Source organism: Streptomyces olindensis (assembly GCF_040645895.1).
GTDB classification, from domain to species: domain Bacteria; phylum Actinomycetota; class Actinomycetes; order Streptomycetales; family Streptomycetaceae; genus Streptomyces; species Streptomyces olindensis.
Map to the genome: position 1 here is coordinate 203,539 of NZ_JBEYZD010000003.1, position 23,799 is coordinate 227,337.

Here is a 23,799-nt window from a genome sequence, read left to right on the forward strand (position 1 = left end):
CGCGCCCCCTTAGGGCAACTTCAACGTGAGAGCCGACTGGAGTGCCGCCGGGGTCGTCCAGGCCGAGCGGGCTCCCGCGTACGGGGTGCCGAACGCGGTGGTGCCGAGCAGCTGCTGCTTCTGCGTGCCCTCCGGCGCGGTCACCGGGATCTGTGTGCCGGACGGGGCCGTGACGGTGACGGTGTCGCCGATCCGGTACGCCGTCACGCTGCCGTTCGCCAGGGCGGTCTGCCAGGCGGCGCGGCGCTGCACCTCGGTGCCGATGGCGCTGTGGCGGGGGTTCTCCAGCGGCGTGTTGCCGGCGAACAGCGCCCGGTAGTCGGCGAGGACCCGCTCCATGACCGGGTAGAGCAGCCGGTCCTCGGCCAGGTTGGACTGGTGGGCGTAGTGCGGCCGCGGGTCGCCGGCGAGGACGTGCCCGAGGGCGGTGCGGGCCTCCTGCGGGACGATGTGCTCGGCGTAGCCCGTGCCGGGGTCGAGCGGCTCGTCGAGACAGGTGGAGGTGGGGTTGTCCTCGCAGACGCCGCTGCCGCCGTCGGCCCGCGAGGTGTAGACCCAGTTGTACTCGTCGGCCATCTCGGCCGCCGTGCCCACGTTGTAGTACACGTTCATCGGGTGGCGGGGCACGGTCAGCGCGTTGCCGACGGCCCGCTGCTCGGGCTCGCGGGAGTTGTCCGAGGCGATCCACCGGATGCCGGTGTCGGCGAGGGCCCCGGCCAGGTTGGGGTTGTCGGCGGGCTGCTGGGGCAGGGTCTTCAGGCCCGAGTGCTCGCCGGTGACCAGTTCCGTGCGGTCGACGGGGAGGCCCTTGCTCACGGCCCAGTCGTGGTTGTCGCGGATCTGCGCGGCGATCTCGGCGCGGCTCATGTACCGCGTCGAGCCGTCGGCGTTCTTCGCGCAGCTCCACGGCACGGTGGAGGTGTCCTGGACGCAGCCGAGGAAGGGGTGCGTGTAGGTGTGGTTGACCCAGCGGTACTGCGCCTTGTCGGCGAGGAGCCGGTCGGTGAGGGCGTCGGCGCCGCCGTGCTCGGTCTTCCACTCCTCCCCGGAGCCGGCGTTGTAGACCATGTCCATGGTGAAGCCGTGCTCGCGCTGCCACTGGGCGGCGTAGGCGGCGTCTTCGGCGGTCATGCGGATCGGCGTGGTGCCCTCGCCGTCGCCGCCCGCGCAGTCGAAGTCGCCCGGGGTGCAGTTGCGTTCGGTGTCCCAGCGGCTGTCCGGGGCGAAGACGTCGTCGACGTGGACCGCGAAGGAGTTGCGGGTCTGCCCCAGGTGCACGCCCTGGGTCAGCCACTCGACCACGCCCCGGGCCAGCAGCCGGAACTGCTGCTGGTCGCCGTTGTAGGCGAAGGTCACCACGAGTTCGCGGCGGCCGTCGTGGGCGTACTCGCCGACGAGGCTGCCGCGGCCGGTGCCGCCGGGCACGGGGATGTCGACGTAGCTGGTGTAGCCGGCGCGCGGCCGGGCGACGTAGCCGTAACTCTCCTGGACGCCCGGCGCGTTGTCCTCGAACCGGAACGCGCCGTCGAGGTAGCCGAACCAGCCGGCCTTCCCGGCCGCGGTGACGGACGCCTCCCGCCCGTCGAGGGTGCCCGCCCAGCCGCCCTCGCTCGTGTAGTCGAGGCCGACCTCCGGGTGGGCCCAGGTGTAGGCGTCGACCTGCGGGATGCCGAACGTCTTCTCGTAGGTCTCCAGGGCGGTCTGCTCGGCGGAGCCGGCGCCGAACGGGGCCTCGTTCGGCAGGACGACGCCCTGGTACTTGGCGCGGGGCCGGCCGTTCACGGTGTCGCTCAGGAACGACTCGGTGATTCTCGGGCGGCCGGTGTCGTTCAGGTCGACGGTCGTGTACGGGATGCCCGTGCTCCTGAGCTGGGCGGTGACGGCCCGGACGGGGCTGTCGCCGTTGTCCACCACCAGCACCTTCAGGTCGATGCGCGGGTCTTCCGCGGCCGCCGCCCCGGGCGCCGTAGCCCCCGCCGTGATCAGGCCCGCCGCCGTCACCGCGGCGGCGGTCTCTCTCCATCTGCGCGCACGCTGCGCCATGGTTCCTCCCCCAGACGATCCCGGAATCCCCTTGCGGTCGAACAGAGGAGGATCCGTGGAAATCATGCAAAGCGGCGAGCAGAGCGCTCACCGGATCCCGATGAGTGTGACTCAGTTCACCGACATAGAGGATCAAGAAATGGCCACTACGCCACCGACAGGTGAACGCCCGCAGGAATGAGCGAACGGGGCCACGCGCGTAGTCTCGTCGTCGAGTGTTCGCCGCACCGGGGAAGGCCCCGTGAGACCAAGACCCTGAGGTCGGAATAGGGTCGGTCGGCGATCTCCCGTCGTCCGCCCGAAGGGCGGGCCCGGCGGGGTCTGGTGCGTGCAGCTGCAAGGCGGAGGAGGGAGTCGATGCGGAGCATCGGCGACTGACGACAACGCCGCAGATGTGCGTGCCAGACCCCGCCGGGCAGGCGGGAGATCGCCGACCGACCCTCAGGGTCGGCTGTCGGGCCCGGTCGACCCACACCGTTCGACCACAGCAACTTCACATCGGAAGCGAGATTTCACCACCGTGACTGCTCTCACTCTCAGCACCGCCGCGGCGCCCGGTCTGCGGGCCGACGCGATCGTGATCGGTGTGGCCAAGGGTGCCAAGGGGCCGGTCGTCGCACCGGGCGCCGAGGCCGTGGACAAGGCGTACGACGGCAAGCTCGCCGGCGTCCTGGAGACTCTCGGCGCCTCCGGTGCCGAGGGCGAGCTGACGAAGCTGCCCGCGCCGGCCGGCTTCAAGGCACCGCTCGTCCTGGCGGTGGGCCTGGGCGCGGTGCCGGAGAAGGACACCGACTACGACACCGAGGCCCTGCGCAAGGCCGCCGGCGTCGCCGCCCGCGCCCTGGCCGGGTCGAAGAAGGCCGCCTTCGCCCTGCCGCTGACCGACGCCGCCGACGCCGGTGCGATCGGGGAGGGCGCGCTGCTCGGCGCGTACTCCTTCGACGCGTACAAGGAGAACGGCAAGGACCCCAAGGCGAAGAACGGCAAGGCCCCCCTCGCCGAGGTCGCCCTGCTCGGCGGCAAGCCCCGCGACAAGGCGTACAAGGCGGCGGTCGAGCGTGCCGTCGCCGTGTCCGAGGAGCTCAACCGCGCCCGCGACCTGATCAACACCCCGCCGAACGACCTGAACCCCGAGTCGTTCGCCGCGATCGCCCAGGCCGCGGCCAAGGAGCACGGCATCAAGGTGCAGGTGCTCGACGAGAAGGCCCTGGTCAAGGGCGGCTACGGCGGCATCCTCGGCGTCGGGGCCGGCTCGGCCGCCGGACCGCGCCTGGTGAAGCTGTCGTACACCTCCTCCAAGGCGAAGAAGCACCTCGCCTTCGTCGGCAAGGGCATCACGTACGACTCGGGCGGCATCTCGCTGAAGCCGGCCGGTCACAACGAGACGATGAAGTGCGACATGAGCGGCGCGGCCGCGGTGTTCGCCGCGGTCGTCGCCGCCGCGCGCCTGGGCCTGGAGGTCAACGTCACCGGCTGGCTGGCCCTGGCCGAGAACATGCCCTCCGGCTCCGCGACCCGTCCGGGTGACGTGCTGCGGATGTACAGCGGCAAGACGGTGGAGGTGCTCAACACCGACGCCGAGGGCCGGCTGGTGCTGGCGGACGCCCTGTGGGCGGCGTCGCAGGAGAAGCCGGACGCGATCGTGGACGTGGCGACGCTGACCGGGGCGATGGTGCTGGCGCTGGGCAACCGGACGTTCGGGATCATGGGCAACGACGACGCCTTCCGCACGGCGCTGCACGAGGCGGCGGAGGAGGTCGGTGAGCCGGCGTGGCCGATGCCGCTGCCGGAGCACCTGCGCAAGGGCATGGACTCGCCGACGGCCGACATCGCGAACATGGGCGAGCGGATGGGCGGCGGGCTGGTCGCCGGTCTGTTCCTGCGCGAGTTCGTGGGCGAGGGCATCACCTGGGCGCACCTCGACATCGCGGGTCCGGCCTTCAACGAGGGCGGGCCGTTCGGGTACACGCCGAAGGGCGGCACGGGGTCCGCTGTGCGGACTCTGGTGCGGCTGGCCGAGCTGACGGCCGCGGGTGACCTTGGCTGAGTTCGCCTTCTAGCTCGGTCTCGCCGGTTGTGTGGCGAGTGCGGGGCGTGGGGGGCTGTTCGCGCAGTTCCCCGCGCCCCTCCAGGGCGTGACCCTGCGGGCTGGTCGCGCCCGCGCGGCGGAGCCGCAGATCGGACACAGCCCCGCGCCCCTGCGGGGCACGCCTCCCTTCGGGGCGCGGCTCATCTGAACGTGGGGCGTCTCACACAGCAGCCCGGCGTCTCCTTGTGTGCTGACAAGTGCGAAGATGGGGCTCGGCAGGACAGGGCCCCACCGAAGGGCCGAAGAACGAGCGGCCGGACACCAGCCGCCTGCCGGTCACCGAAGACCGGCTCACGGCGCACATGCATGGAGGACGTGACGTGGCGAACGACGCCAGCACCGTTTTCGACCTAGTGATCCTCGGCGGTGGCAGCGGTGGTTACGCCGCGGCCCTGCGCGGGGCGCAGCTGGGCCTGGACGTCGCCCTGATCGAGAAGGACAAGGTCGGCGGCACCTGCCTGCACCGGGGTTGCATCCCCACCAAGGCCCTGCTGCACGCGGGCGAGATCGCCGACCAGGCTCGCGAGAGCGAGCAGTTCGGTGTGAAGGCCACCCTCGAGGGCATCGACATCGCCGGGGTCCACAAGTACAAGGACGGCGTGGTCGCCGGCCTGTACAAGGGTCTCCAGGGCCTCGTCGCCTCCCGCAAGGTGACCTACATCGAGGGTGAGGGCCGCCTGTCCTCCCCCACGTCCGTCGACGTGAACGGCCGCCGGGTCCAGGGCCGCCACGTGCTGCTCGCGACCGGCTCCGTGCCGAAGTCGCTGCCGGGCCTGGAGATCGACGGCGACCGGATCATCTCCTCCGACCACGCCCTCGTCCTGGACCGCGTGCCGAAGTCCGCGATCATCCTCGGCGGCGGTGTCATCGGCGTCGAGTTCGCCTCCGCGTGGAAGTCCTTCGGTACCGACGTCACGATCGTCGAGGGCCTGAAGCACCTCGTCCCGGTCGAGGACGAGAACAGCTCCAAGCTGCTGGAGCGCGCCTTCCGCAAGCGCGGCATCAAGTTCAACCTGGGCACCTTCTTCGAGAAGGCCGAGTACACCCAGGACGGCGTCAAGGTCACCCTCGCCGACGGCAAGGAGTTCGAGGCCGAGATCCTGCTCGTCGCCATCGGCCGCGGCCCGGTCTCCCAGGGCCTGGGCTACGAGGAGCAGGGCGTCGCCATGGACCGCGGCTACGTCCTGGTCGACGAGTACATGCGCACGAACGTGCCGACCATCTCCGCCGTCGGTGACCTGGTCCCGACCCTCCAGCTCGCGCACGTCGGCTTCGCCGAGGGCATCCTGGTGGCGGAGCGTCTGGCCGGTCTGAAGACCGTTCCGATCGACTACGACGGTGTCCCGCGGGTGACGTACTGCCACCCCGAGGTCGCCTCCGTCGGCATCACCGAGGCCAAGGCCAAGGAGATCTACGGCGCGGACAAGGTCGTCGCTCTGAAGTACAACCTCGCGGGCAACGGCAGGAGCAAGATCCTGAACACCGCGGGCGAGATCAAGCTCGTCCAGGTGAAGGACGGTGCCGTCGTCGGCGTCCACATGGTCGGCGACCGCATGGGCGAGCAGGTCGGCGAAGCCCAGCTGATCTACAACTGGGAGGCGCTGCCGGCCGAGGTCGCGCAGCTCATCCACGCCCACCCGACGCAGAACGAGGCGCTCGGCGAGGCCCACCTGGCCCTGGCCGGCAAGCCCCTCCACGCGCACGACTGACCCCCTCGGTCGACGAACGCGACGACAGACTTCCGCACTTTCCGTAAGGAGCAACCGAAACCATGGCGGTTTCCGTAACCCTTCCGGCGCTCGGCGAGAGCGTCACCGAGGGCACTGTCACCCGCTGGCTGAAGGCCGAGGGTGAGCGTGTCGAGGCCGACGAGCCGCTGCTCGAGGTCTCCACCGACAAGGTCGACACCGAGATCCCCTCGCCCGCCGCCGGTGTCCTGGCCTCCATCAAGGTCGCCGAGGACGAGACGGTCGAGGTCGGCGCCGAGCTGGCCGTGATCGACGACGGCACGGGCGCGCCCGCTGCCGCCCCGGCCCCGGCCGCCGAGCCGGTCGCCGAGCCCGCTCCCGAGCCGGCCCCGGCCGCCCCGTCCACCGAGCAGGCCGCCCCGGCGCCCGCTCCCACCGCCGACGCCGCCGCCGGCGGCGGCTCCGCCGAGGGCACGGACGTCGTCCTGCCCGCGCTCGGCGAGTCCGTCACCGAGGGCACCGTCACCCGCTGGCTGAAGTCGGTCGGTGACAGCGTCGAGGCCGACGAGCCGCTACTGGAGGTGTCGACGGACAAGGTCGACACCGAGATCCCCGCTCCCGCCTCCGGCACGCTGCTGGAGATCGTGGTCGGCGAGGACGAGACCGCCGAGGTCGGCGCCAAGCTCGCCGTCATCGGCGTGGCGGGTGCCGCTCCGGCCGCCGCCCCGGCACAGGAGGCCCCGGCCGCCCCGGCCCAGCCCGAGCCCGCCCCGGCCCCGGCCGCCGCTCCGGCTCCGGCTCCGGCTCCGGCTCCGGCGCAGCCCGCCCCGGCTCCGCAGGCCCCGTCGGCCCCGGCCCCGCAGCAGCAGGTCACTCCGGCTCCCGAGCCGGCCCCGGCCGCTCCGGTGCCCGCCCCGGCTCCGGCCCAGGCCCCGGCCGCGGCCAAGCCGGCCGACGACGGTGCCTACGTCACCCCGCTGGTGCGCAAGCTCGCCGCCGAGCAGGGCGTCGACCTGTCCACCGTCAAGGGCACGGGTGTCGGCGGCCGTATCCGCAAGCAGGACGTCGTCGCCGCCGCCGAGGCCGCGAAGGCCGCCACCGCTGCCCCGGCTCCGGCCGCCGCAGCCGCTCCGGCAGCGAAGAAGGCCCCCTCCCTGGAGGCCTCCCCGCTGCGCGGCCAGACCATCAAGATGCCGCGGATCCGCAAGGTCATCGGCGACAACATGGTCAAGGCGCTGCACGAGCAGGCCCAGCTGTCCTCGGTCGTCGAGGTCGACGTCACGCGCCTGATGAAGCTGCGCGCCCGTGCCAAGGACGCGTTCGCGGCCCGTGAGGGCGTCAAGCTCTCCCCGATGCCGTTCTTCGTCAAGGCCGCGGCCCAGGCGCTGAAGGCGCACGCGCCGATCAACGCCAAGATCAACGAGGCCGAGGGGACCATCACCTACTTCGACACCGAGAACATCGGTATCGCGGTGGACTCCGAGAAGGGCCTGATGACCCCGGTCATCAAGAACGCCGGCGACCTCAACCTGGCCGGCATCGCCAAGGCCACGGCGGAGCTCGCGGGCAAGGTCCGCGCCAACAAGATCACCCCGGACGAGCTGTCCGGCGCGACCTTCACCATCTCCAACACCGGGTCGCGCGGCGCGCTCTTCGACACGATCATCGTGCCGCCGGGCCAGGTCGCCATCCTCGGCATCGGCGCCACGGTCAAGCGTCCGGCCGTCATCGACACCGAGGACGGCCCCGTCATCGGCGTCCGCGACATGACGTACCTGACCCTGTCCTACGACCACCGCCTGGTGGACGGCGCCGACGCCGCCCGCTACCTGACGGCGGTCAAGGCCATCCTGGAAGCGGGCGAGTTCGAGGTCGAGCTGGGCCTCTGACCTTCTTCTACGGCTGAACGGTGCCCCTGTCCGGAAATCTCCGGGCGGGGGCTCCGGCTTTTGTCTTTAGGGGCCGCGGGGCTGTATCGATGTGCGGCTCCGCCGCGTGGGCGCGACCAGCCACAACGGACCCGCACCCGAACGACAGGCCACACCCCCCGTGTAAGTCTCGTCTCACCTGCACCAAGACGCCCCCACCTGCCCCACCCGCGGAGCGAACCGGCCGTATTGTCTAAACGTCAAATCCCGACTGAGGAGCCCTCATGACCGCGCCCGTCATCCACTCGCTGCGCGAGCAGATCCGCGAGCACATCCTGGAGGGCATCATCAGCGGCCGCTGGCAGCCGGGCGAGCGGATCGTCGAGCGCCGGATCGCCACGGAACTGGAGGTCAGCCAGACCCCGGTCCGCGAGGCCCTGCGCGAGCTGGAGTCCCTGCGGCTCATCGAGTCCGCCCCGAACAAGGGCGTCCGCGTCCGCAACCTCACCGCCGCGGACCTGGAGGAGAGCTACCCGGTCCGGGCGGGCCTTGAGGCCATCGCGGCGGAGCTGGCGGCACAGGGCCTGGCGGAGGACTGCTCGGCGCTCGAACCCCACGTCACCGCGCTCTACGAGGCGGACCGTCTGTCCGACGGCACGGCCCAGGTCCGCCACACCGTCGCCTTCCACCGCGAACTGGTCCGCGCCGCCGGCAACTCCGTCCTGCTGCACACCTGGGAGGGCCTCGGCATCGAGGTGTTCACGGCCCTGTCGATCCGCTGGCTGGGCACGCAGCAGCAGTCGTACGCCGAGGAGCACGAGGAGCTGGTCGCCGCGTTCAAGCGCCGTGACCCCCGGATCGCCGAACTGGTGAAGGCGCACGTGCTGGGCTGCGCGCCCCGGGCGTGACACCCGAGCGCAACCCCGCTCATACGCCTCCGACCTGCGAAAACCATGCAGAAAGCCGTCACCGCGTGCCACTGTCGGAGGCACCCCGTGCCTAATTTCTCGTGATCAAGAGGTTTTGCCCCTCAACCCTTTGATCGATCATCGATCAGCGAGTTACAGTCGCCGACGGGCTTGCCACCCAAGCCTCACGCCCTGTCCTGCCAAAGACCAAGGGCACCCCCGAACCCTTACCGATGAGGGAACCCCCTTCGACTGAGGAAGGCGGCGACATGACCGACCCCAACGCCATCCAGCCGAGCGAGCTCGACCAGCTCCCGGACCGGGACCCGGAGGAGACCGCCGAATGGCAGGCCTCCCTGGACGCGGTCGCCAAGGCTGCCGGGCCGCACCGTGCCGCATACCTGATGCGCCGCACGCTGGAGCGCGCCGAGGGCGCCGGCATCGCGCTGCCGAAGCTCCTCGAGACCGACTACGTCAACTCCATCCCCACCTCCGCCGAGCCGGACGTGCCCGGTGACGAGGCGATGGAGCAGCGGATCACCGCGTGGAACCGCTGGAACGCGGCCGCGATGGTCACCCGCGGCAGCAAATACGGCGTCGGTGGCCACATCGCCACCTTCGCCTCCGCCGCCTGGCTCTACGAGACGGGCTTCAACCACTTCTTCAAGGGCAAAGAGGCCGACGGCTCCGGCGACCAGCTCTACATCCAGGGCCACGCCTCCCCCGGCATCTACGCCCGCGCGTTCCTCGACGGCCGGCTGACCGAGGAGCAGCTCGACAACTTCCGCCGCGAGGCGGGCGGCAACGGCCTGCCCTCCTACCCGCACCCGCGCCGCCTGCCCTGGCTGTGGGAGTTCCCGACCGTCTCCATGGGTCTGGGCCCGCTCTCCGCCATCTACCAGGCGCGCTTCAACCGCTACCTCACCAACCGCGGCATCAAGGACACCTCCGCCTCGCACGTGTGGGCGTTCCTGGGCGACGGCGAGATGGACGAGCCCGAGTCGACGGCGGCCCTGGCGCTGGCGGCCCGTGAGGAGCTGGACAACCTCACGTTCGTCATCAACTGCAACCTGCAGCGCCTGGACGGCCCGGTCCGCGCCAACTTCAAGATCGTGCAGGAGCTGGAGGCCCAGTTCCGCGGCGCCGGCTGGAACGTCGTGAAGACGCTGTGGGGCACGGCCTGGGACGAGCTGTTCCAGCTCGACACCACCGGAGCGCTCGTACGCCGCCTGCGCCAGGTACCGGACGCGCAGATCCAGACGTACCAGACGCGCGACGCGGCCTACATCCGCGAGGACTTCTTCGGCGCCGACCCGGCGCTGGCGGAGATGGCGAAGCTGCTGAGCGACGACAAGATCCTCGAGTGCTTCCACTTCTCGCGCGGTGGTCACGAGTCCCGCAAGGTGTACGCCGCGTACAAGGCGGCCGTCGAGCACAAGGGCGCGCCGACCGTGATCCTGGCCCAGACGGTCAAGGGCCACACCCTCGGCGAGGGCTTCGCGTCGAAGAACGCCAACCACCAGATGAAGAAGCTGACGGTGGACGAGTTCAAGAACATGCGCGACCTGCTGGAGCTGCCGATCAAGGACAGCGACTTCGTCGACGGCGTGGTGCCCTACGGCCACCCGGGCGCCGACTCCCCCGAGGTCCGCTACCTCCAGGAGCGCCGCGCCGCCCTCGGCGGTCCGGCCCCGGCCCGCCGCGTGCACCCGGTCGCGCCGCTGCCCGCCCCGGCGGAGAAGGCGTTCGCCTCCTTCGACAAGGGCTCCGGCTCCCAGAACGTGGCCACCACCATGGCGTTCGTCCGCCTGGTCAAGGACCTGGTCCGCGACAAGGAGACCGGCAAGCGCTGGGTGCCGATCGTGCCGGACGAGGCGCGCACCTTCGGCATGGAGTCGCTGTTCCCGTCGCTCGGCATCTACTCGCCGAAGGGCCAGACGTACGAGCCGGTCGACCGCGACCAGCTGATGTACTACAAGGAGGCCCAGAACGGCCAGATCCTCAACGAGGGGATCACCGAGGCCGGTTCGATGGCCGACTTCATCGCCGCTTCGACGTCGTACGCGACGCACGGCGAGGCGATGATCCCGTTCTACATCTTCTACTCGATGTTCGGCTGGCAGCGCACGGCCGACCAGATGTGGCAGCTCGGCGACCAGCTCGGCCGCGGCTTCCTCATCGGCGCCACGGCGGGCCGTACGACGCTGACCGGTGAGGGCCTGCAGCACGCCGACGGCCACTCCCCCGTCATCGCCGCGACGAACCCGGCGGCGCTGACGTACGACCCGGCGTTCGCGTACGAGGTGGCGGCCATCGTCAAGGACGGTCTGCGCCGGATGTACGGCGAGGCGGCCCCGGGTGAGGACCAGAACGTCTTCTACTACCTGACCGTCTACAACGAGCCGCTGCCGCAGCCCGCGAAGCCGTCCGTCGACGGCATCGACGAGGGCATCGTCAAGGGCCTGTACCGCTTCAACACGGCGGAGTCGGCGGGCATCACGCCTCCGGCCAACGCCCCGCGGATCCAGCTGCTCGGCTCCGGTACGGCGATCCACTGGGCGCTCAAGGCGCAGCAGTTGCTCGCCGAGGAGTGGGGCGTGGCGGCCGACGTGTGGTCGGCGACGTCCTGGAGCGAGCTGCGCCGGGACGCCCTGGAGGCGGACGAGGCGCTGCTGCGCGGCGAGGAGCGGGTGCCGTTCGTGCGGCAGGCGCTGCAGGGTGCCGAGGGCCCGGTGCTGGCGGTCTCCGACTACATGCGCCAGGTCCCGGACCAGATCGCGCAGTGGGTCGAGCAGGACTGGTCCTCGCTGGGCGCCGACGGCTTCGGCCTCTCGGACACCCGTGAGGCGGCCCGCCGCCACTTCGGTGTGGACGCCGAGTCGATCGTCGTCGCGGCCCTGGCCCAGCTCGCCAGGCGCGGCGAGGTCAAGGCGACGGCCGTGAAGGAAGCGCGCGCGAAGTACGGCCTGTGAGAACCGGCCGGTGATCGGCAGGCCCCCGCTCCGGCGGGGGCCTGCTGCATGATGTGGCCATGCGTGCTGCCCGGCTGATCAAGATGGTGTTGCTGCTCCAGTCCCGGCCCGCCATGACGGCCGCCGAGCTCGCCCGGGAGCTGGAGGTGTCGGAGCGGACGGTCACGCGGGACGCGCAGGCCCTGTCGGAGGCGGGCGTTCCGGTGTACGCGGACCGGGGCCGGGCCGGTGGCTACCGGCTGGTCGGCGGGTACCGGACGCGTCTGACGGGGCTGCACCGCAGCGAGGCCGAGGCGCTGTTCCTGTCCGGGGTGCCGGGCGCGCTGCGCGAGATGGGCCTGGAGGACGCGGCCTCGGCGGCCCGGCTGAAGGTGTCGGCGGCGCTGCTGCCGTCCCTGCGGGACGCCTCGAAGACGGCGGGGCAGCGGTTCCACCTCGACGCGCCGAACTGGTTCAAGGAGCCGCAGACGCCCGCCCTGCTGCCGGCGGTCGCGGACGCGGTCTGGGACGACCGGCGGATCACCGCCCGCTACCGGCGCGGTGAGGACGAGGTCGTCCGGGAGCTGGAGCCGTACGGGCTCGTGCTGAAGGCGGGCGTCTGGTACCTGTGCGCGCGGGTGGCCGGGGGCGCGTCCTTCCGGGTCTACCGGATCGACCGGTTCACGGCGGTTGATGCGGGCGGCGAGCGCTTCGAGCGGGAGCCGGAGTTCGATCTGCCCGCGTTCTGGGAGGAGCGGGCGGAGCAGTTCGCGCGGTCCATCCTGCGGGCGGAGGTCGTGGTGCGGCTGTCCCCCGACGGCGTGCGCAGACTGCCGTACGCCTTCGACTCGCTGTCCGCCCGGGAGGCCCTGGCGGACGCGGACGCCCCGGACGACGAGGGCTGGGTGACGGTGACCCTCCCGGTGGAGTCCGAGGAGGTCGCCCACACCCAGCTGACGGCGCTGGGCCCGGAGGTGGAGGTGCTGGCGCCGGAGAGCCTGCGCGAGCGGCTCGCCGGGGACGCGCTGCGACTGGCCGGGCTGTACCACCCCGAGGGCCGCGCATAACGATCCCGCGCACTCCGGGTGCGCCCCTGTGCCCCAGGGCCGATGCTGGACCCGTGATGGACGAGACGGAGTTCTGGGAGCTGGTGGACGACACCCGGGAGGCTGCTGAGGGCGACCCGGAGGAGCAGGCCGACCTGCTCGTGGAGCGGCTCGCGCAGCTGGACCCGGACTCGGTCCTGGACTTCGCCCGTCACTTCGAGTCCCGCTACAACCGGGCCTACCGCTGGGACCTGTGGGGCGCCGCCTGGGTGCTGCTCGACGGGGCGAGCGACGACGCCTTCGACTTCTTCCGGTGCTGGCTGATCGGCCAGGGCCGGGAGGTCTTCGAGGGCGCCGTGCACGACCCGGACGCGCTCGCCGAGCTGCTGGGCGACTTCGACGAGGAGATCGACGGGGACGGCGAGGAGCTCGGTTACGCGGCCGACGAGGCCTACGAGCAGCTCACCGGCGTGGTCGCCCCCGACCTGGAGATCCCGCCGGCGCCCCCGGAGCCGGAGGGCACCCCGGTCGACTTCGAGGACGAGCGGCTGCTCGCCGAGCGCTACCCCCGGCTGTGGGAGCGCTTCAGGGCCTGATCAGGCGGCCCGGCGGCGGGTCTGCTCGGCCGGGATGTACGCGTGCGTCTGATCGGCCTTCACCGCGTGGTGCATCGGTGCCGCGTTGGCCTGGTCGAGGGCGGAGGCGGTGACCGCCGCCGGGCCGAGGACGACGGTCGCGACCGCGCAGAGCACCGCCCAGGGGCCGCCGCGGGTGGCTCCCCGGGTGCGCGCCGCCGCGTCCTGCGTACCGCTGCTGTTCATGATCCCCACCTCCGGTCGGCTGCCTGTGGTGACGACCGTAGGGGGCCGGGGTGTGAGGACACCGCGCGTTCGCTGTGGCCCTCCTGTGTGTCCGCCGGCCGGCCCTGGAGGCGGGCCGCGAGCTGTCGGATCTCGGGCAGGCGGGCGTGCAGGGCGGCGCCCGGGCAGCTGGTCATGTAGCCGTCGTTGTGACCGGCCAGGGCGGGCAGTTCGGCGGTGGTGCCGGCCGCGTACCGGCTCAGGCCGTTGCTGGAGACCAGGCGGACGCTCGCCCGCGGGTCGGTGCCGGTCAGGCCGAGCTTCCAGGCGGACAGCGCGGCGATGGCGCGGATCATGGGCCGCGGCACGGGCAGGCCCGCGGTGAAGGTGCCGAGGGCGGCGATGCCCGTGGTGCGGTGGTTGAAGCCCTGGGTGTGGGCGCCGGTGACGGCGCGCTCGACGCCGCCGGCGCGGCCCTCGTAGACGGTGCCGCAGCGGTCGACGACGAAGTTGTAGCCGATGTCGTCCCAGTCGCGGGTGCCGGTCTGGCCGGTGTAGAGGTCCCGGATGATGCGGGGCGCGTCGGCGCAGTCGTAGCCGTTGGGCGAGTCGGTGTGGTGGACGAAGACGGCGGCGACCCGGTCGTCGTAGCGCGGGCGCGGCTGGTCGCGGGCGGCGTCGCCCAGCCACTGCGACCGGGGCACGATGTGCGGGCGCGGGGCGGTGTAGGGGGTGGCGGCGGGGCGCCTCGCGCCGGCGCGGGCGGTGGTCTCGGCGGCGTGCTCGACGCCGTACGCGCACAGCACCAGCGCGACGACGGCGGCGCAGCCCGGCAGGCAGCCGAGCGCCACCCGGGCGGCGCGCGGCAGGCCGGCTATGCCGGGCGGGCGGGCGGCGCGGTGGCCGCGTCCGCCCCGCCGTCTTCGCAGGACGCGCATGGTCCCACTGTCGGTCCGTTGCGGTCCGTCCGCGATGTGTGATGTGCCACCCGGTGGAACCATCGTCACGGTCCGCGACGTTTTTCCGTGTGCACGCGCGCGTGGCCGGTTCTGATCAACACGCGCGCGGGTGACTGATCACCGGGCCCTTCCCCCGCGTACTAAGGGGTTCCGAGAGAAAGGCGGCGTGCGTGGACCTGCTCGACATCCTGCTGTTGCTGGTCGTCCTCGCCTACGCGGCGTCCGGGTACCGGCGCGGCCTGGTGGCCGGCTGTGTGTCGCTGGCGGGCTTCGTCGGCGGCGCGGTCATCGGCGTGTGGATCCTGCCGTGGGTGATGGACCTGGTGGAGCCGGGGACGACCCGCGCGACGGTGACGGCGGTGTTCACGGTGCTGCTGCCGGCGGTGGTCGGGCACGAGCTGGCGGGGCGCCTCGCGCTGCGGCTGCGGCGCGAGCTGGACCGTGGGCCGCTCCGCGTGGCGGACGGGATCGGCGGGGCCGTGGCCAACTCCGTCGCGGTGCTGATCGTGGCGTGGGTGGCCGCGAGCGTCCTGGGCGTGTCCTCGTCGCCGCTGATCACCTCGGCGATCCGGGACTCACGGCTGCTCGGCGCGGTGCAGCAGACGATGCCGGACACGACTCCGGCCTGGTTCTCGGAGGCCACGTCCGCGCTGACTCAAGCGGGCTTCCCGCAGGTCTTCAACCCCTTCGAGAACGAGTCGACGGCCGAGGTCGCCCGTCCCTCCGGCGACAGCGTGACGCCGGCGGCCACGAACACCGCCAAGCTGAGCACGGTGAAGGTCGAGGGCGTCGCGGGCACCCAGGGCCGCGAGGGCAGCGGGTTCGTGTACGCGCGGGAGCGCGTGATGACCAACGCCCACGTGGTCGCGGGCATCGACGAGCCGACGGTGCAGATCGGCGGGGTCGGGCGGACGTACGAGGCGCGGGTGGTGCTCTTCGATCCGCAGAAGGACGTGGCCGTGCTGTACGTGCCGGGCCTGAAGGCGCCCGTGCTGCGCTTCGACGACGACGCCGAGCGCGGCGACTCCGCGGTCGTGGCGGGCTACCCGGAGGACGGCGACCTGAACCTCCAGGCGGCGACGGTCGCGAACCGGGTGCGGGCGACGGGCCAGAACATCTACAACGACGGGACGGCCGTCCGCGAGATCTACTCGATCCGCTCCACGGTCCGCCCCGGCAACTCGGGCGGTCCCCTGCTCACCACGGACGGGCGGGTGTTCGGCGTGGTCTTCGCCCGCTCCACCTCGGACGCCGAGACGGGCTACGTGCTGACGGCGGCCGAGGTCGCCTCCGACGCCGAGCGGGCGGCGGACGCGACGGCGCCAGTGGACACGGGCGAACTGGCGGCGTCGTAGCGGGCCGTCGCCGGGCTCAGAGGAAACGGCCCATGAACACGTCGTCGACGTACGCGCCGTCGAGGAAGAACTCCTCGGGCAGGGTGCCCTCGACCACGAACCCCTCGGACTCGTAGAGCGTGCGGGCCGGTGCGTTGTGGGCGAGGACGCGCAGGGTGAGGCGTCGCGCCCCCTGCCGCCGGGCCTCCTCGCACGCCGCCCGCAGCAGGGCCCGTCCGACGCCCTGGCCGCGCGACTCCTCCGCGACGGCGAGTCCCCGGATCATCCGGACGTGGGCGTTGCACGCGAGGGGCGTCGCGGTCCCCAGCCGGAGGTAGCCGGCGAGGGCTCCGTCGAGCTCGGCCACGAGGCATTCCCGCAGCGGGTCCCGCTCGCCGAAGAAGGGGCCGTACGGCGGCTCGGGGCGGGGCTGGACGGCGTGCAGCGGCGACCAGGTGTCCCGGTCGAGCCGCCCGAGGGCCTCCTCGTCGTCGGGCCGTGCGGGGCGTATGCGGGGCGTGGGCATGGCGGTCACACTACGTCGGTCCCCGCGTCCCCCAACGGGGTTTTTATGTGGTCGACCGGCAAGATTGAGCCATGCGACGCATCGCGGTGACCGGCGCATCCGGTCTCATCGGCAGCGCCCTGGTGCGGTCCCTGACCGCGGACGGGCACGAGGTGGTGCGCCTGGTGCGCCGGACGCCCCGGGCGGCGGACGAGGTCCGCTGGGATCCGGAGGGAGGGGAGGTGGACACGGCCGGGCTGGCCGGGTGCCACGCGGTGGTCAATCTGGCGGGGGCGGGGGTCGGCAACCGCCGCTGGACGGAGGCCTACAAGCAGCGGATCCGCGCCAGCCGGGTCCAGGGCACGGCGGCACTCGCCCGGGCGGTCGCCTCGCTGGACGAGAAGGACCGGCCCCGGGTCTTCGTGAACGGCAGCGCCATCGGCTACTACGGCGAGACCGGGGACCGCGCCGTCGACGAGAGCGCACCGGCGGGCCGGGGCTTCCTGCCGGAGCTGTGCGTGGAGTGGGAGGGGGCCGCGTCGCCCGCCCAGGAGGCCGGTGTCCGCACGGTGTTCACCCGGACCGGGCTGGTGGTCTCCCGCAGGGGCGGGGCCTGGGGGCGGCTGTTCCCGCTGTTCCAGGCCGGGTTGGGCGGGCGCATGGGCGACGGGCGGCAGTTCTGGTCGTTCGTCGCGCTGCACGACGAGGTCGCCGCGATCCGGCACCTGATCGACACCGACGGCCTGTCCGGGCCGTTCAACCTCACCGCGCCGAACCCGCTGACGAACCGTGAGATCACGGCGGTGATGGGGCGCGTGCTGCACCGCCCGACGCTGTTCGCCGTGCCCGCGCCCGTCCTGCGGACCGTGCTCGGCGAGATGGCCGGGGACGTGCTGGGCAGCGCCCGGGTGCTGCCGACGCGGCTGCTGGAGTCGGGGTTCCGGTTCGCCTTCCCGGAGATCGAGGGAGCGATCCGGGCCGCGCTGTGACGCCGGCCGGGGAGGTTCCGCCCCGCGCACAAGCCCCCTGCGACCACTTCATGCCCACAAGGCGTCCGTATGCGACCGCCGTGCGACCGTGCCCTGTCGATGCGCGACTCCCCCTGACCGATCACGGCCCTACCCTCGACCAGAACTCGCGTATCCCTGCGGCCTGTTGAGGGCATGACGTCTCCAGCGCCCGCGCAACCTCGAGGAGGGGCACGTGCTTGAGCCCGCGTACCAGGCGGACGTGGTCGTCGTGGGGGCCGGGGTCGCCGGACTCTCGGCCGCGCACCGGCTGACCAGCGCAGGAGTGACGACCATGGTCCTGGAGGCCGCCCACGGCGTCGGCGGCCGCATGGCGACGGAGAAGGTCGACGGCTTCCGGCTCGACCGGATCGGCCAGTTGCTGTCCACGGCGTATCCCGAACTACGGCTGACACCCGGTCTGGGCGAACTGGTGCTGCGCCCGTTCGCACCCGGTGTCCTGCTGCACGGCGACGGGCGCCACCACCGTGCAGGCGTCCAGCCGGGCGCAGGGGGCGCACGAGGCGCACTGCACGCGGTCCGCGCGCTGGCGAGTGCTCCCCGGTCGCCGTCCGCGCCCCGGCCGCCCAGGAGGCCGGTGGCCGTGCCCGGCCGGCAGGTCTCCGTGCCCCGGAGCCGGTCCGGTGCCCCGCTGGGCACGGCCGTCGACCAGGCCCGCCTCGGCGCCGCCCTGACCCGGCTCGCGGGCACACCGGCCGAGCGGCTGCTGGCCCGTCCGGAGCTGCCCGCCGGTGAGGCGCTCGCGGCGCGCGGGCTGCCCTCCCGGACGATCGACGGTTTCCTGCGGCCGCTGCTCGCCGCCCTGCTCTGCGACCCGGACCTGACCACGTCCAGCCGGTGCGCGGACCTGGCGCTGCGGGCCTTCGCGCGCGGCCGGCTGTGCGTGCCGGAGGGCGGCGCCGAGGCCCTGCCGGAACTGCTGGCCCGGACGCTGCCGGCGGGCACGGTGCACACGGGCGTGCGCGTCACGTCCGTCTCGACGACCTCGGTGACCACCGCGGAGCACGGTGAGATCCGGTGCCGGGCGGTGCTGGTGGCCACGGACGCCAGGGCCGCGGCGGAGCTGCTGCCCGGGCTGCGGGTGCCGGAGTTCCACCCGGTGACGGTGGTGCACCACACGACCGATGAGCCGCCGGGGACGGGGGCGTCGCTGTTGCTCGACGCGGACCTCGGCGGTCCCGTGGCCCACACGGCGGTGGTCAGCCGGGTCGATCCGTCCCGCGCCCCGGCCGGGCGGGCGCTGGTGTCCTCGACGGTGCTGGGACGGCCGCCGGGAGGGGTGGACACGGCGGTGCGGATGCATCTGGCGCGGCTGTACGGGATGCCGACGGCGCGGTGGGAGACGCTGGCGGTGTACCAGACGGTGGAGGCCGTGCCCGCGATGCGGCCGCCGCATGATCTGCGGCGGCCGGTGCGGTTGATCGCCGGGCTGTATGTGTGTGGGGATCACCGGGACACCAGTACGGTCCAGGGTGCTCTGCACTCCGGGCATCGGGCGTCGGCGGCGATCCTGGCGGACCTGGGGGCGGGGCGGTCGATGCATGTTGCCGACCCCGTGCCGACTGTTCCGAGGGCTGCCTAGTTTCGTCGGGTGCGGGTGCATCGTGGTTGTTCGCGCCCGCGCGGCGGAGCCGCACATCGATACAGCCCCGCGCCCCTGAGGCCCTTACCCCAACGCCGCTACCTTGTCGCGGTAGTTACGAACCGGCGCCGCGTCCTTGTACGGCTCCAGCCGCCGCTCGAAGTCCCTCACGTACTCCACCGCCCGCACCGAACGCATCTCGGCCGCCTGGCCCGCCGCCTCCGCGGCCAGCTGGCAGGCCTGGTCGAGTTCGCCGAGGCCCAGACGGGCGGTGGCGAGGACGACCCGGCAGAACAGGCGGCTGCGGGCGTAGGACGGGGCCCGCAGCTGGAGTGAGCGTTCCGCGTGCTGGGCGGCGGCGCGGAACTGCTGCAGGTCGCGGTGGCAGTGGCCGAACTCGTCGGCGAGCTGGGCCTCGTCGAAGAACTTCGCCCAGTGCGGTACGTCGTCCCCGGGCCGGGCCGTCTCCAGGGCGCGCTCGGCGCGGACCAGGGCCGCGGTGCAGGCCCGGACCTCGCCGAGCACCCCGTGCCCGCGCGCCTCGGAGGCGTGCAGCAGCGCCTGGACCACGGGCGGGCCCGAGGTGCCGACGCCCTGCTGGGCCACGCGGGCGAGCTGCACGGCCTCCCGGCCGTGGCCGAGGTAGACGGCCTGCCGGCTCATGGTGACCAGCACGTACGCGCCGTACGCCCGGTCCCCGGCCGCCTGGGCGAGCCGGAGCGCCTGCACGAAGTAGCGCTGGGCGAGGCCGTGGGCGGCGATGTCGTACGACGTCCAGCCCGCGAGCCGGGTCAGGTCGGCGGCGGCCGCGAACAGGCGGCGGCCGGTCTGCTCGCCGTAGGTGCCGCGCAGCATCGGCTCGCACTCGTGCTCCAGGTAGCGCACGAGGGCCTGGCGGGCGTGGCCGCCGCCGTAGGCGTCGTCGAGGGTGCGGAACAGCTCGCCGACGGAGCGCAGGGCGGCGATGTCCCCGGCGGTGACCCGCTGGCCGGGGCCGCGCTCGGCCTGGCCGCGCTGGCGGGGCAGGGACGGTACGCCCGGCTCGGCCGGGGGGCGGAGGGCGGGGCGGCCCTGCGCCGGGATGCGGGCGGCGGCCGGCTCGCCCCGGGCGACCTTCTCGTCGGCCCGGCCGATCAGCCAGTCCCGGCTGGGCACGACGAGCCCGGCCGGGGTGAAGGCGATCTTCCGCAGCTCGGCGTGGCTGCCGGAGTCCTTGCGCCACAGCCCGCTGACGATGTCGACGGCCTCCTCGGGGGTGGCGGCGAACTCCAGCCCCGCGTAGACGGGGGCGCAGGCGTCGAGGCCGAGGTCCTGGGCGGTGAGGCGGCGGCCCAGGCGCCGGGTGAAGACCTCGGCGATCAGGGCGGGCGTGGTGCCCCGGGGCTGCTGACCGCGCAGCCATCGGGTGACGGAGGTCTTGTCGTATCTCAGGTCGAGCCCGTGTTCGAGACCGAGCTGGTCCACGCGACGGGCGAGTCCCGCGTTGGAGAACCCCGCTTCTGCGATGAGCGCGGCGAGCTGTCGGTTGGGGGTGCGCTGCGCGGGTCGTTCCGTCATCTGCGGTGCGGTCTCCTGCCTTCCGGCCTGGTGGTGTGCGCGGATCGCCTGTGAGCAGGCGTTATGCCTTGCCGAACGGCGCGAATGTAGCGGAGAGTAAGCACGCCATCACACATTTTCCCGGACATTCATCCGATCGTGTGAGGATTGACCCCGGGACTGACGTGTTCGGGCCGGACGTACAGTGGCTTGGGCGCGATACGTGCCTTACACACCCGTCCGAGGGAGGCGCTTGCCGTGAGTGAGTTGCGGTTCGTCCGCATGGGGTTCGGTGACGAGGCCGTCGAGTACCAGGAGGCCTGGGACGAGCAGCGCCGGGTGCACGCGGCGCGCTTCGCCGACGAGGTCCCCGACACCGTACTGCTCCTGGAGCATCCCCCGGTCTACACGGCCGGGCGGCGCACGGCGGACAACGAGCGCCCCCTCGACGGCACGCCGGTCATCGACGTGGACCGCGGCGGCAAGATCACCTGGCACGGCCCGGGCCAGCTGGTCGGCTACCCGATCCAGAAGCTGCCGCGCCCCGTGGACGTCGTGGCGCACGTCCGCCGCCTCGAAGAGGCCCTGATCCGCACCTGCGCGGAGTTCGGCCTGGAGACCACCCGGGTCGAGGGCCGCAGCGGGGTGTGGGTGCTGGGCGACCCGGTCGAGCGGCGGCCGGCACTCGGCGGGCTGTCCCTGGACTTCGACCCGCGTCTGCAGGACGAGGAGTTCGACCCCCGTATGAACGGCCCGGAGTACGCCCCGTCCAACGCCGGCCAGCGCCGCGAGGACCGCAAGATCGCGGCGATCGGCATCCGGGTGGCCAAGGGCGTCACCATGCACGGCTTCGCGCTCAACGTGAACCCGGACAACAAGTGGTTCGACCGGATCATCCCGTGCGGCATCCGCGACGCGGGCGTCGCCTCACTGGCCGGTGAGCTCGGCCGGGACGTCACGATCGAGGAGGTCCTGCCGGTGGTGGAACGCCACCTGCGGGAGGTCCTGGAGAACGCCGAGCTGAAGCCGCGGGAGATCGAGCGGACTCCGGCGGCATAAAAGCCCGCGGGGAGGGGCTGACACCACACAGAGGCATTCAAATCCACGGGCGTACCCTTGAGGGCGCCGAAGAATCAAACGCTAGGGAGCCGGTCGTGTCCGCAGTCGCACCCGACGGACGCAAGATGCTGCGCCTGGAGGTCCGCAACAGCCAGACCCCCATCGAGCGCAAGCCCGAGTGGATCAAGACCCGGGCGAAAATGGGCCCCGAGTACACCAAGATGCAGAACCTCGTGAAGAGCGAGGGCCTGCACACGGTCTGCCAGGAAGCCGGCTGCCCGAACATCTACGAGTGCTGGGAGGACCGCGAGGCGACCTTCCTCATCGGCGGCGACCAGTGCACCCGGCGCTGCGACTTCTGCCAGATCGACACCGGCAAGCCCGAGGCGCTCGACCGCGACGAGCCCCGGCGCGTGGGCGAGTCCGTGGTCACCATGGACCTGAACTACGCCACGATCACCGGCGTCGCCCGCGACGACCTGGAGGACGGCGGCGCCTGGCTGTACGCGGAGACGGTCCGGCAGATCCACCAGCAGACCGCGGGCCGCGAAGGCGGCCACACCAAGGTCGAGCTGCTGGCCCCCGACTTCAACGCGGTCCCCGAGCAGCTGGCCGAGGTCTTCTCCTCGCGCCCCGAGGTCTTCGCGCACAACGTCGAGACGGTCCCGCGCATCTTCAAGCGGATCCGCCCCGGCTTCCGCTACGAGCGCTCCCTGAAGGTCATCACCGCCGCCCGCGACTACGGCCTCGTCACCAAGTCGAACCTGATCCTCGGCATGGGCGAGACCCGCGAGGAGGTCAGCGACGCGCTCAAGCAGCTGCACGACGCGGGCTGCGAGCTCGTCACCATCACGCAGTACCTGCGGCCCTCCGTGCGGCACCACCCGGTGGAGCGCTGGGTCAAGCCGCACGAGTTCGTGGAGCTGAAGGAGGAGGCCGAGCAGATCGGCTTCTCGGGCGTGATGTCCGGCCCGCTGGTGCGTTCCTCGTACCGCGCCGGGCGGCTCTACAAGATGGCCATGGAGCAGCGGGACGCGCGCATCGCGGCCCAGACTGTCTGACGGACCGTCACCGCCCCTGCCCACCAAGGGGCGAGACAAGCGTGTGAATTCGCGCACAAGACCTTACCCATCGGTAGCGACCGATTTGCCGCGGTCCCGACCGTCCTCGCAGATGAGGGCACATGTCGGGACCGCGTCGGCGTTTCTCGGCTCCCCGCCGGGGCTTCATGGGTGTTTGACCGGTCGGTCACGCCCTGGTAACACCAATCAGTGACGCTGGACTCACAGCACGTACACCGCTCCCGAGGGGGGACCTGACCCATGCAGGCCGCGCCCGTTCGCGCCACCGCGATTCCGTCCTTCACCACCGCCCTGCGTGCCGTCGAGTCGCTGCTGCTGAGCAGCGGTCAGCGCACGGCCCGCCGCAACGCCTGGACCTCCGTGCTGGAGGACCGCCGCCGGGCCAAGGACCGGGTCGAGGCGCAGCGCGTCCTCGAGCAGTCCGTTTCCCGGTCGGTCTCCGTCCGCCCCTGAGCCCCCGGCCCCTCCCCCCGCGAGCCCCGTGGACACTGCCGTCGTCGGCGCTTGTGGGGCCACGTAGACTTCGTGGCATGGCGAGGAAGGAACCTGCAGCGGACGCTGCGAACCCCGGGCGACTGAAGCAGATCGCCCTGACCTACAAGATGACCCGCAGGGCCGACAAGAAGATCGGTCTTGTACTCGCGGCAGTCGGAATCGTCACCTTCGGTGTCTTCCTCGCGATCGGTTTCTTGATCGGTCACCCCATCTATCTCGGCATCCTGGGCCTCCTGCTCGCCTTCCTCGCGTCGGCGATCGTGTTCGGGCGCCGGGCCGAGCGGGCCGCCTTCGGGCAGATGGAGGGACAGCCCGGCGCGGCGGCGGCGGTGCTCGACAACATCGGCCGGGGCTGGACGACGACCCCCGCGGTGGCGATGAACCGCAACCAGGACGTGGTGCACCGCGCGGTCGGCAAAGCCGGCATCGTCCTGGTCGCCGAGGGCAACCCGAACCGGGTGAAGTCCCTGCTCGCCGCCGAGAAGAAGAAGATGAACCGTATCGTCGCGGACGTTCCCGTGCACGATCTGGTGGTGGGCACCGGCGAGGGCCAGGTCGAGCTGAAGAAGCTGCGCACGACCATGCTGAAGCTGCCGCGCGTGCTGACCGGCCCGCAGGTCACGGCCACCAACGACCGGCTGCGCGCCCTCGGCGACCTGATGAGCAACATGCCGCTGCCGAAGGGGCCGATGCCGAAGGGCATGCGGCTGCCGAAGGGCGGGCCGAAGGCCCGCTGACACCCCGGGCGGCGTGGATGTCGTTGTAGAGGATCCGGTAGTTCTCCGGCGTACCCGACCCCCGGTACACGGTCGCCTGGGGATTCGCC

General features: G+C 72.3%; 20 protein-coding genes. 15 read left to right on the plus strand and 5 right to left on the minus strand.

The features are described 5' to 3' along the window. Window positions 1-9: 9 nt before the first annotated feature. A complete protein-coding gene (locus ABZ948_RS03040) occupies window positions 10-2,043 on the minus strand; it encodes a hypothetical protein (protein ID WP_359756689.1) in 2,034 nt (677 codons plus the stop codon). A gap of 55 nt (window positions 2,044-2,098) precedes the next feature. On the opposite strand from ABZ948_RS03040, the gene ABZ948_RS03045 reads away from it, so the two are divergent. From ABZ948_RS03045 to ABZ948_RS03080, 8 genes are all read left to right on the plus strand, one after another. Further along, on the plus strand, window positions 2,099-2,224 hold the full coding sequence (locus ABZ948_RS03045; protein WP_359756690.1) for a hypothetical protein: 126 nt from the start codon (window positions 2,099-2,101) through the stop codon (window positions 2,222-2,224). 339 nt (window positions 2,225-2,563) lie between these two features. Further along, window positions 2,564-4,090 carry a leucyl aminopeptidase gene (locus ABZ948_RS03050; protein WP_359756691.1) on the plus strand — a complete coding sequence of 509 codons (1,527 nt, stop codon included), beginning with the start codon at window positions 2,564-2,566 and terminating at the stop codon, window positions 4,088-4,090. 362 nt (window positions 4,091-4,452) lie between these two features. Then, window positions 4,453-5,841 carry a dihydrolipoyl dehydrogenase gene (gene lpdA, locus ABZ948_RS03055; RefSeq protein WP_359756693.1) on the plus strand — a complete coding sequence of 463 codons (1,389 nt, stop codon included), beginning with the start codon at window positions 4,453-4,455 and terminating at the stop codon, window positions 5,839-5,841. Window positions 5,842-5,903: 62 nt separating this feature from the next. Continuing rightward, window positions 5,904-7,709 (plus strand): 2-oxoglutarate dehydrogenase, E2 component, dihydrolipoamide succinyltransferase, encoded by a 1,806-nt coding sequence (sucB, locus tag ABZ948_RS03060; protein WP_359756694.1) that lies wholly within the window; start codon window positions 5,904-5,906, stop codon window positions 7,707-7,709. A 263-nt stretch (window positions 7,710-7,972) separates the two neighbouring features. After that, window positions 7,973-8,596, plus strand: a complete 624-nt coding sequence (locus ABZ948_RS03065; protein WP_359756696.1) for a GntR family transcriptional regulator — start codon at window positions 7,973-7,975, stop codon at window positions 8,594-8,596. Between the two features lie 269 nt (window positions 8,597-8,865). Further along, on the plus strand, window positions 8,866-11,568 hold the full coding sequence (aceE, locus tag ABZ948_RS03070) for a pyruvate dehydrogenase (acetyl-transferring), homodimeric type (RefSeq protein ID WP_359756697.1): 2,703 nt from the start codon (window positions 8,866-8,868) through the stop codon (window positions 11,566-11,568). 59 nt (window positions 11,569-11,627) lie between these two features. Continuing rightward, window positions 11,628-12,614 carry a helix-turn-helix transcriptional regulator gene (locus tag ABZ948_RS03075; RefSeq protein WP_359756699.1) on the plus strand — a complete coding sequence of 329 codons (987 nt, stop codon included), beginning with the start codon at window positions 11,628-11,630 and terminating at the stop codon, window positions 12,612-12,614. A 56-nt stretch (window positions 12,615-12,670) separates the two neighbouring features. Further along, window positions 12,671-13,189 (plus strand): DUF4240 domain-containing protein, encoded by a 519-nt coding sequence (locus ABZ948_RS03080; RefSeq protein WP_359756723.1) that lies wholly within the window; start codon window positions 12,671-12,673, stop codon window positions 13,187-13,189. Here the strand turns inward: ABZ948_RS03080 and ABZ948_RS03085 are convergent, their stop codons facing one another. Together ABZ948_RS03085 and ABZ948_RS03090 are read right to left on the minus strand one after the other, a co-directional pair. Next, entirely contained in the window at window positions 13,190-13,414 is a 225-nt protein-coding gene (locus ABZ948_RS03085; protein WP_359756701.1) for a hypothetical protein, read from the minus strand. Next, window positions 13,411-14,331: a peptidoglycan recognition protein family protein gene (locus tag ABZ948_RS03090; protein ID WP_435857450.1), complete on the minus strand. Its 921-nt coding sequence runs from the start codon at window positions 14,329-14,331 to the stop codon at window positions 13,411-13,413. The genes ABZ948_RS03085 and ABZ948_RS03090 overlap by 4 nt, the downstream gene beginning before the upstream one ends. A gap of 191 nt (window positions 14,332-14,522) precedes the next feature. Between ABZ948_RS03090 and ABZ948_RS03095 the strand changes: the two genes are divergently transcribed. Beyond that, the gene (locus ABZ948_RS03095) at window positions 14,523-15,707 is read left to right on the plus strand and encodes a MarP family serine protease (RefSeq protein WP_359756703.1); all 1,185 of its coding nucleotides are present in this window, start codon (window positions 14,523-14,525) and stop codon (window positions 15,705-15,707) included. Between the two features lie 16 nt (window positions 15,708-15,723). On the opposite strand, the gene ABZ948_RS03100 is transcribed toward ABZ948_RS03095, so the two are convergent. Then, window positions 15,724-16,212, minus strand: coding sequence for a GNAT family N-acetyltransferase (locus ABZ948_RS03100; RefSeq protein WP_359756705.1), 489 nt, complete (start codon window positions 16,210-16,212; stop codon window positions 15,724-15,726). Between the two features lie 71 nt (window positions 16,213-16,283). On the opposite strand from ABZ948_RS03100, the gene ABZ948_RS03105 reads away from it, so the two are divergent. Together ABZ948_RS03105 and ABZ948_RS03110 are read left to right on the plus strand one after the other, a co-directional pair. Then, window positions 16,284-17,180 carry a TIGR01777 family oxidoreductase gene (locus ABZ948_RS03105; RefSeq protein WP_359756707.1) on the plus strand — a complete coding sequence of 299 codons (897 nt, stop codon included), beginning with the start codon at window positions 16,284-16,286 and terminating at the stop codon, window positions 17,178-17,180. A 214-nt stretch (window positions 17,181-17,394) separates the two neighbouring features. Beyond that, the gene (locus ABZ948_RS03110) at window positions 17,395-18,801 is read left to right on the plus strand and encodes an NAD(P)/FAD-dependent oxidoreductase (RefSeq protein ID WP_359756709.1); all 1,407 of its coding nucleotides are present in this window, start codon (window positions 17,395-17,397) and stop codon (window positions 18,799-18,801) included. An 84-nt stretch (window positions 18,802-18,885) separates the two neighbouring features. Here ABZ948_RS03110 and ABZ948_RS03115 read toward each other — a convergent pair whose 3' ends face one another. Further along, on the minus strand, window positions 18,886-20,358 hold the full coding sequence (locus tag ABZ948_RS03115; RefSeq protein ID WP_359756710.1) for an NsdA family TPR-like regulatory protein: 1,473 nt from the start codon (window positions 20,356-20,358) through the stop codon (window positions 18,886-18,888). Window positions 20,359-20,595: 237 nt separating this feature from the next. Here ABZ948_RS03115 and lipB point away from each other — a divergent pair, with 237 nt between their 5' ends. The 4 genes from lipB (at window position 20,596) to ABZ948_RS03135 (ending at window position 23,710) form a co-directional block, all read left to right on the plus strand. Further along, window positions 20,596-21,396, plus strand: coding sequence for a lipoyl(octanoyl) transferase LipB (gene lipB / locus ABZ948_RS03120; RefSeq protein WP_359756712.1), 801 nt, complete (start codon window positions 20,596-20,598; stop codon window positions 21,394-21,396). Between the two features lie 95 nt (window positions 21,397-21,491). Continuing rightward, window positions 21,492-22,457: a lipoyl synthase gene (gene lipA / locus ABZ948_RS03125; RefSeq protein ID WP_359756713.1), complete on the plus strand. Its 966-nt coding sequence runs from the start codon at window positions 21,492-21,494 to the stop codon at window positions 22,455-22,457. A 261-nt stretch (window positions 22,458-22,718) separates the two neighbouring features. Next, window positions 22,719-22,931 (plus strand): SCO2195 family GlnR-regulated protein, encoded by a 213-nt coding sequence (locus ABZ948_RS03130; protein WP_031114009.1) that lies wholly within the window; start codon window positions 22,719-22,721, stop codon window positions 22,929-22,931. Window positions 22,932-23,008: 77 nt separating this feature from the next. After that, window positions 23,009-23,710: a DUF4191 domain-containing protein gene (locus ABZ948_RS03135; RefSeq protein ID WP_359756716.1), complete on the plus strand. Its 702-nt coding sequence runs from the start codon at window positions 23,009-23,011 to the stop codon at window positions 23,708-23,710. Window positions 23,711-23,799 lie beyond the last annotated feature (89 nt).

What these genes read in the sequence shown, in the direction of transcription:
- ABZ948_RS03040 (WP_359756689.1), bottom strand. Translation starts at nt 2,043, where the DNA reads ATGGCGCAGCGTGCGCGCAGATGGAGAGAGACCGCCGCCGCGGTGACG.
- sucB (WP_359756694.1), top strand. Translation starts at nt 5,904, where the DNA reads ATGGCGGTTTCCGTAACCCTTCCGGCGCTCGGCGAGAGCGTCACCGAG.
- ABZ948_RS03065 (WP_359756696.1), top strand. Translation starts at nt 7,973, where the DNA reads ATGACCGCGCCCGTCATCCACTCGCTGCGCGAGCAGATCCGCGAGCAC.
- aceE (WP_359756697.1), top strand. Translation starts at nt 8,866, where the DNA reads ATGACCGACCCCAACGCCATCCAGCCGAGCGAGCTCGACCAGCTCCCG.
- ABZ948_RS03075 (WP_359756699.1), top strand. Translation starts at nt 11,628, where the DNA reads ATGCGTGCTGCCCGGCTGATCAAGATGGTGTTGCTGCTCCAGTCCCGG.
- ABZ948_RS03080 (WP_359756723.1), top strand. Translation starts at nt 12,671, where the DNA reads ATGGACGAGACGGAGTTCTGGGAGCTGGTGGACGACACCCGGGAGGCT.
- ABZ948_RS03085 (WP_359756701.1), bottom strand. Translation starts at nt 13,414, where the DNA reads ATGAACAGCAGCGGTACGCAGGACGCGGCGGCGCGCACCCGGGGAGCC.
- ABZ948_RS03090 (WP_435857450.1), bottom strand. Translation starts at nt 14,331, where the DNA reads ATGCGCGTCCTGCGAAGACGGCGGGGCGGACGCGGCCACCGCGCCGCC.
- ABZ948_RS03100 (WP_359756705.1), bottom strand. Translation starts at nt 16,212, where the DNA reads ATGCCCACGCCCCGCATACGCCCCGCACGGCCCGACGACGAGGAGGCC.
- ABZ948_RS03105 (WP_359756707.1), top strand. Translation starts at nt 16,284, where the DNA reads ATGCGACGCATCGCGGTGACCGGCGCATCCGGTCTCATCGGCAGCGCC.
- ABZ948_RS03115 (WP_359756710.1), bottom strand. Translation starts at nt 20,358, where the DNA reads ATGACGGAACGACCCGCGCAGCGCACCCCCAACCGACAGCTCGCCGCG.
- ABZ948_RS03130 (WP_031114009.1), top strand. Translation starts at nt 22,719, where the DNA reads ATGCAGGCCGCGCCCGTTCGCGCCACCGCGATTCCGTCCTTCACCACC.
- ABZ948_RS03135 (WP_359756716.1), top strand. Translation starts at nt 23,009, where the DNA reads ATGGCGAGGAAGGAACCTGCAGCGGACGCTGCGAACCCCGGGCGACTG.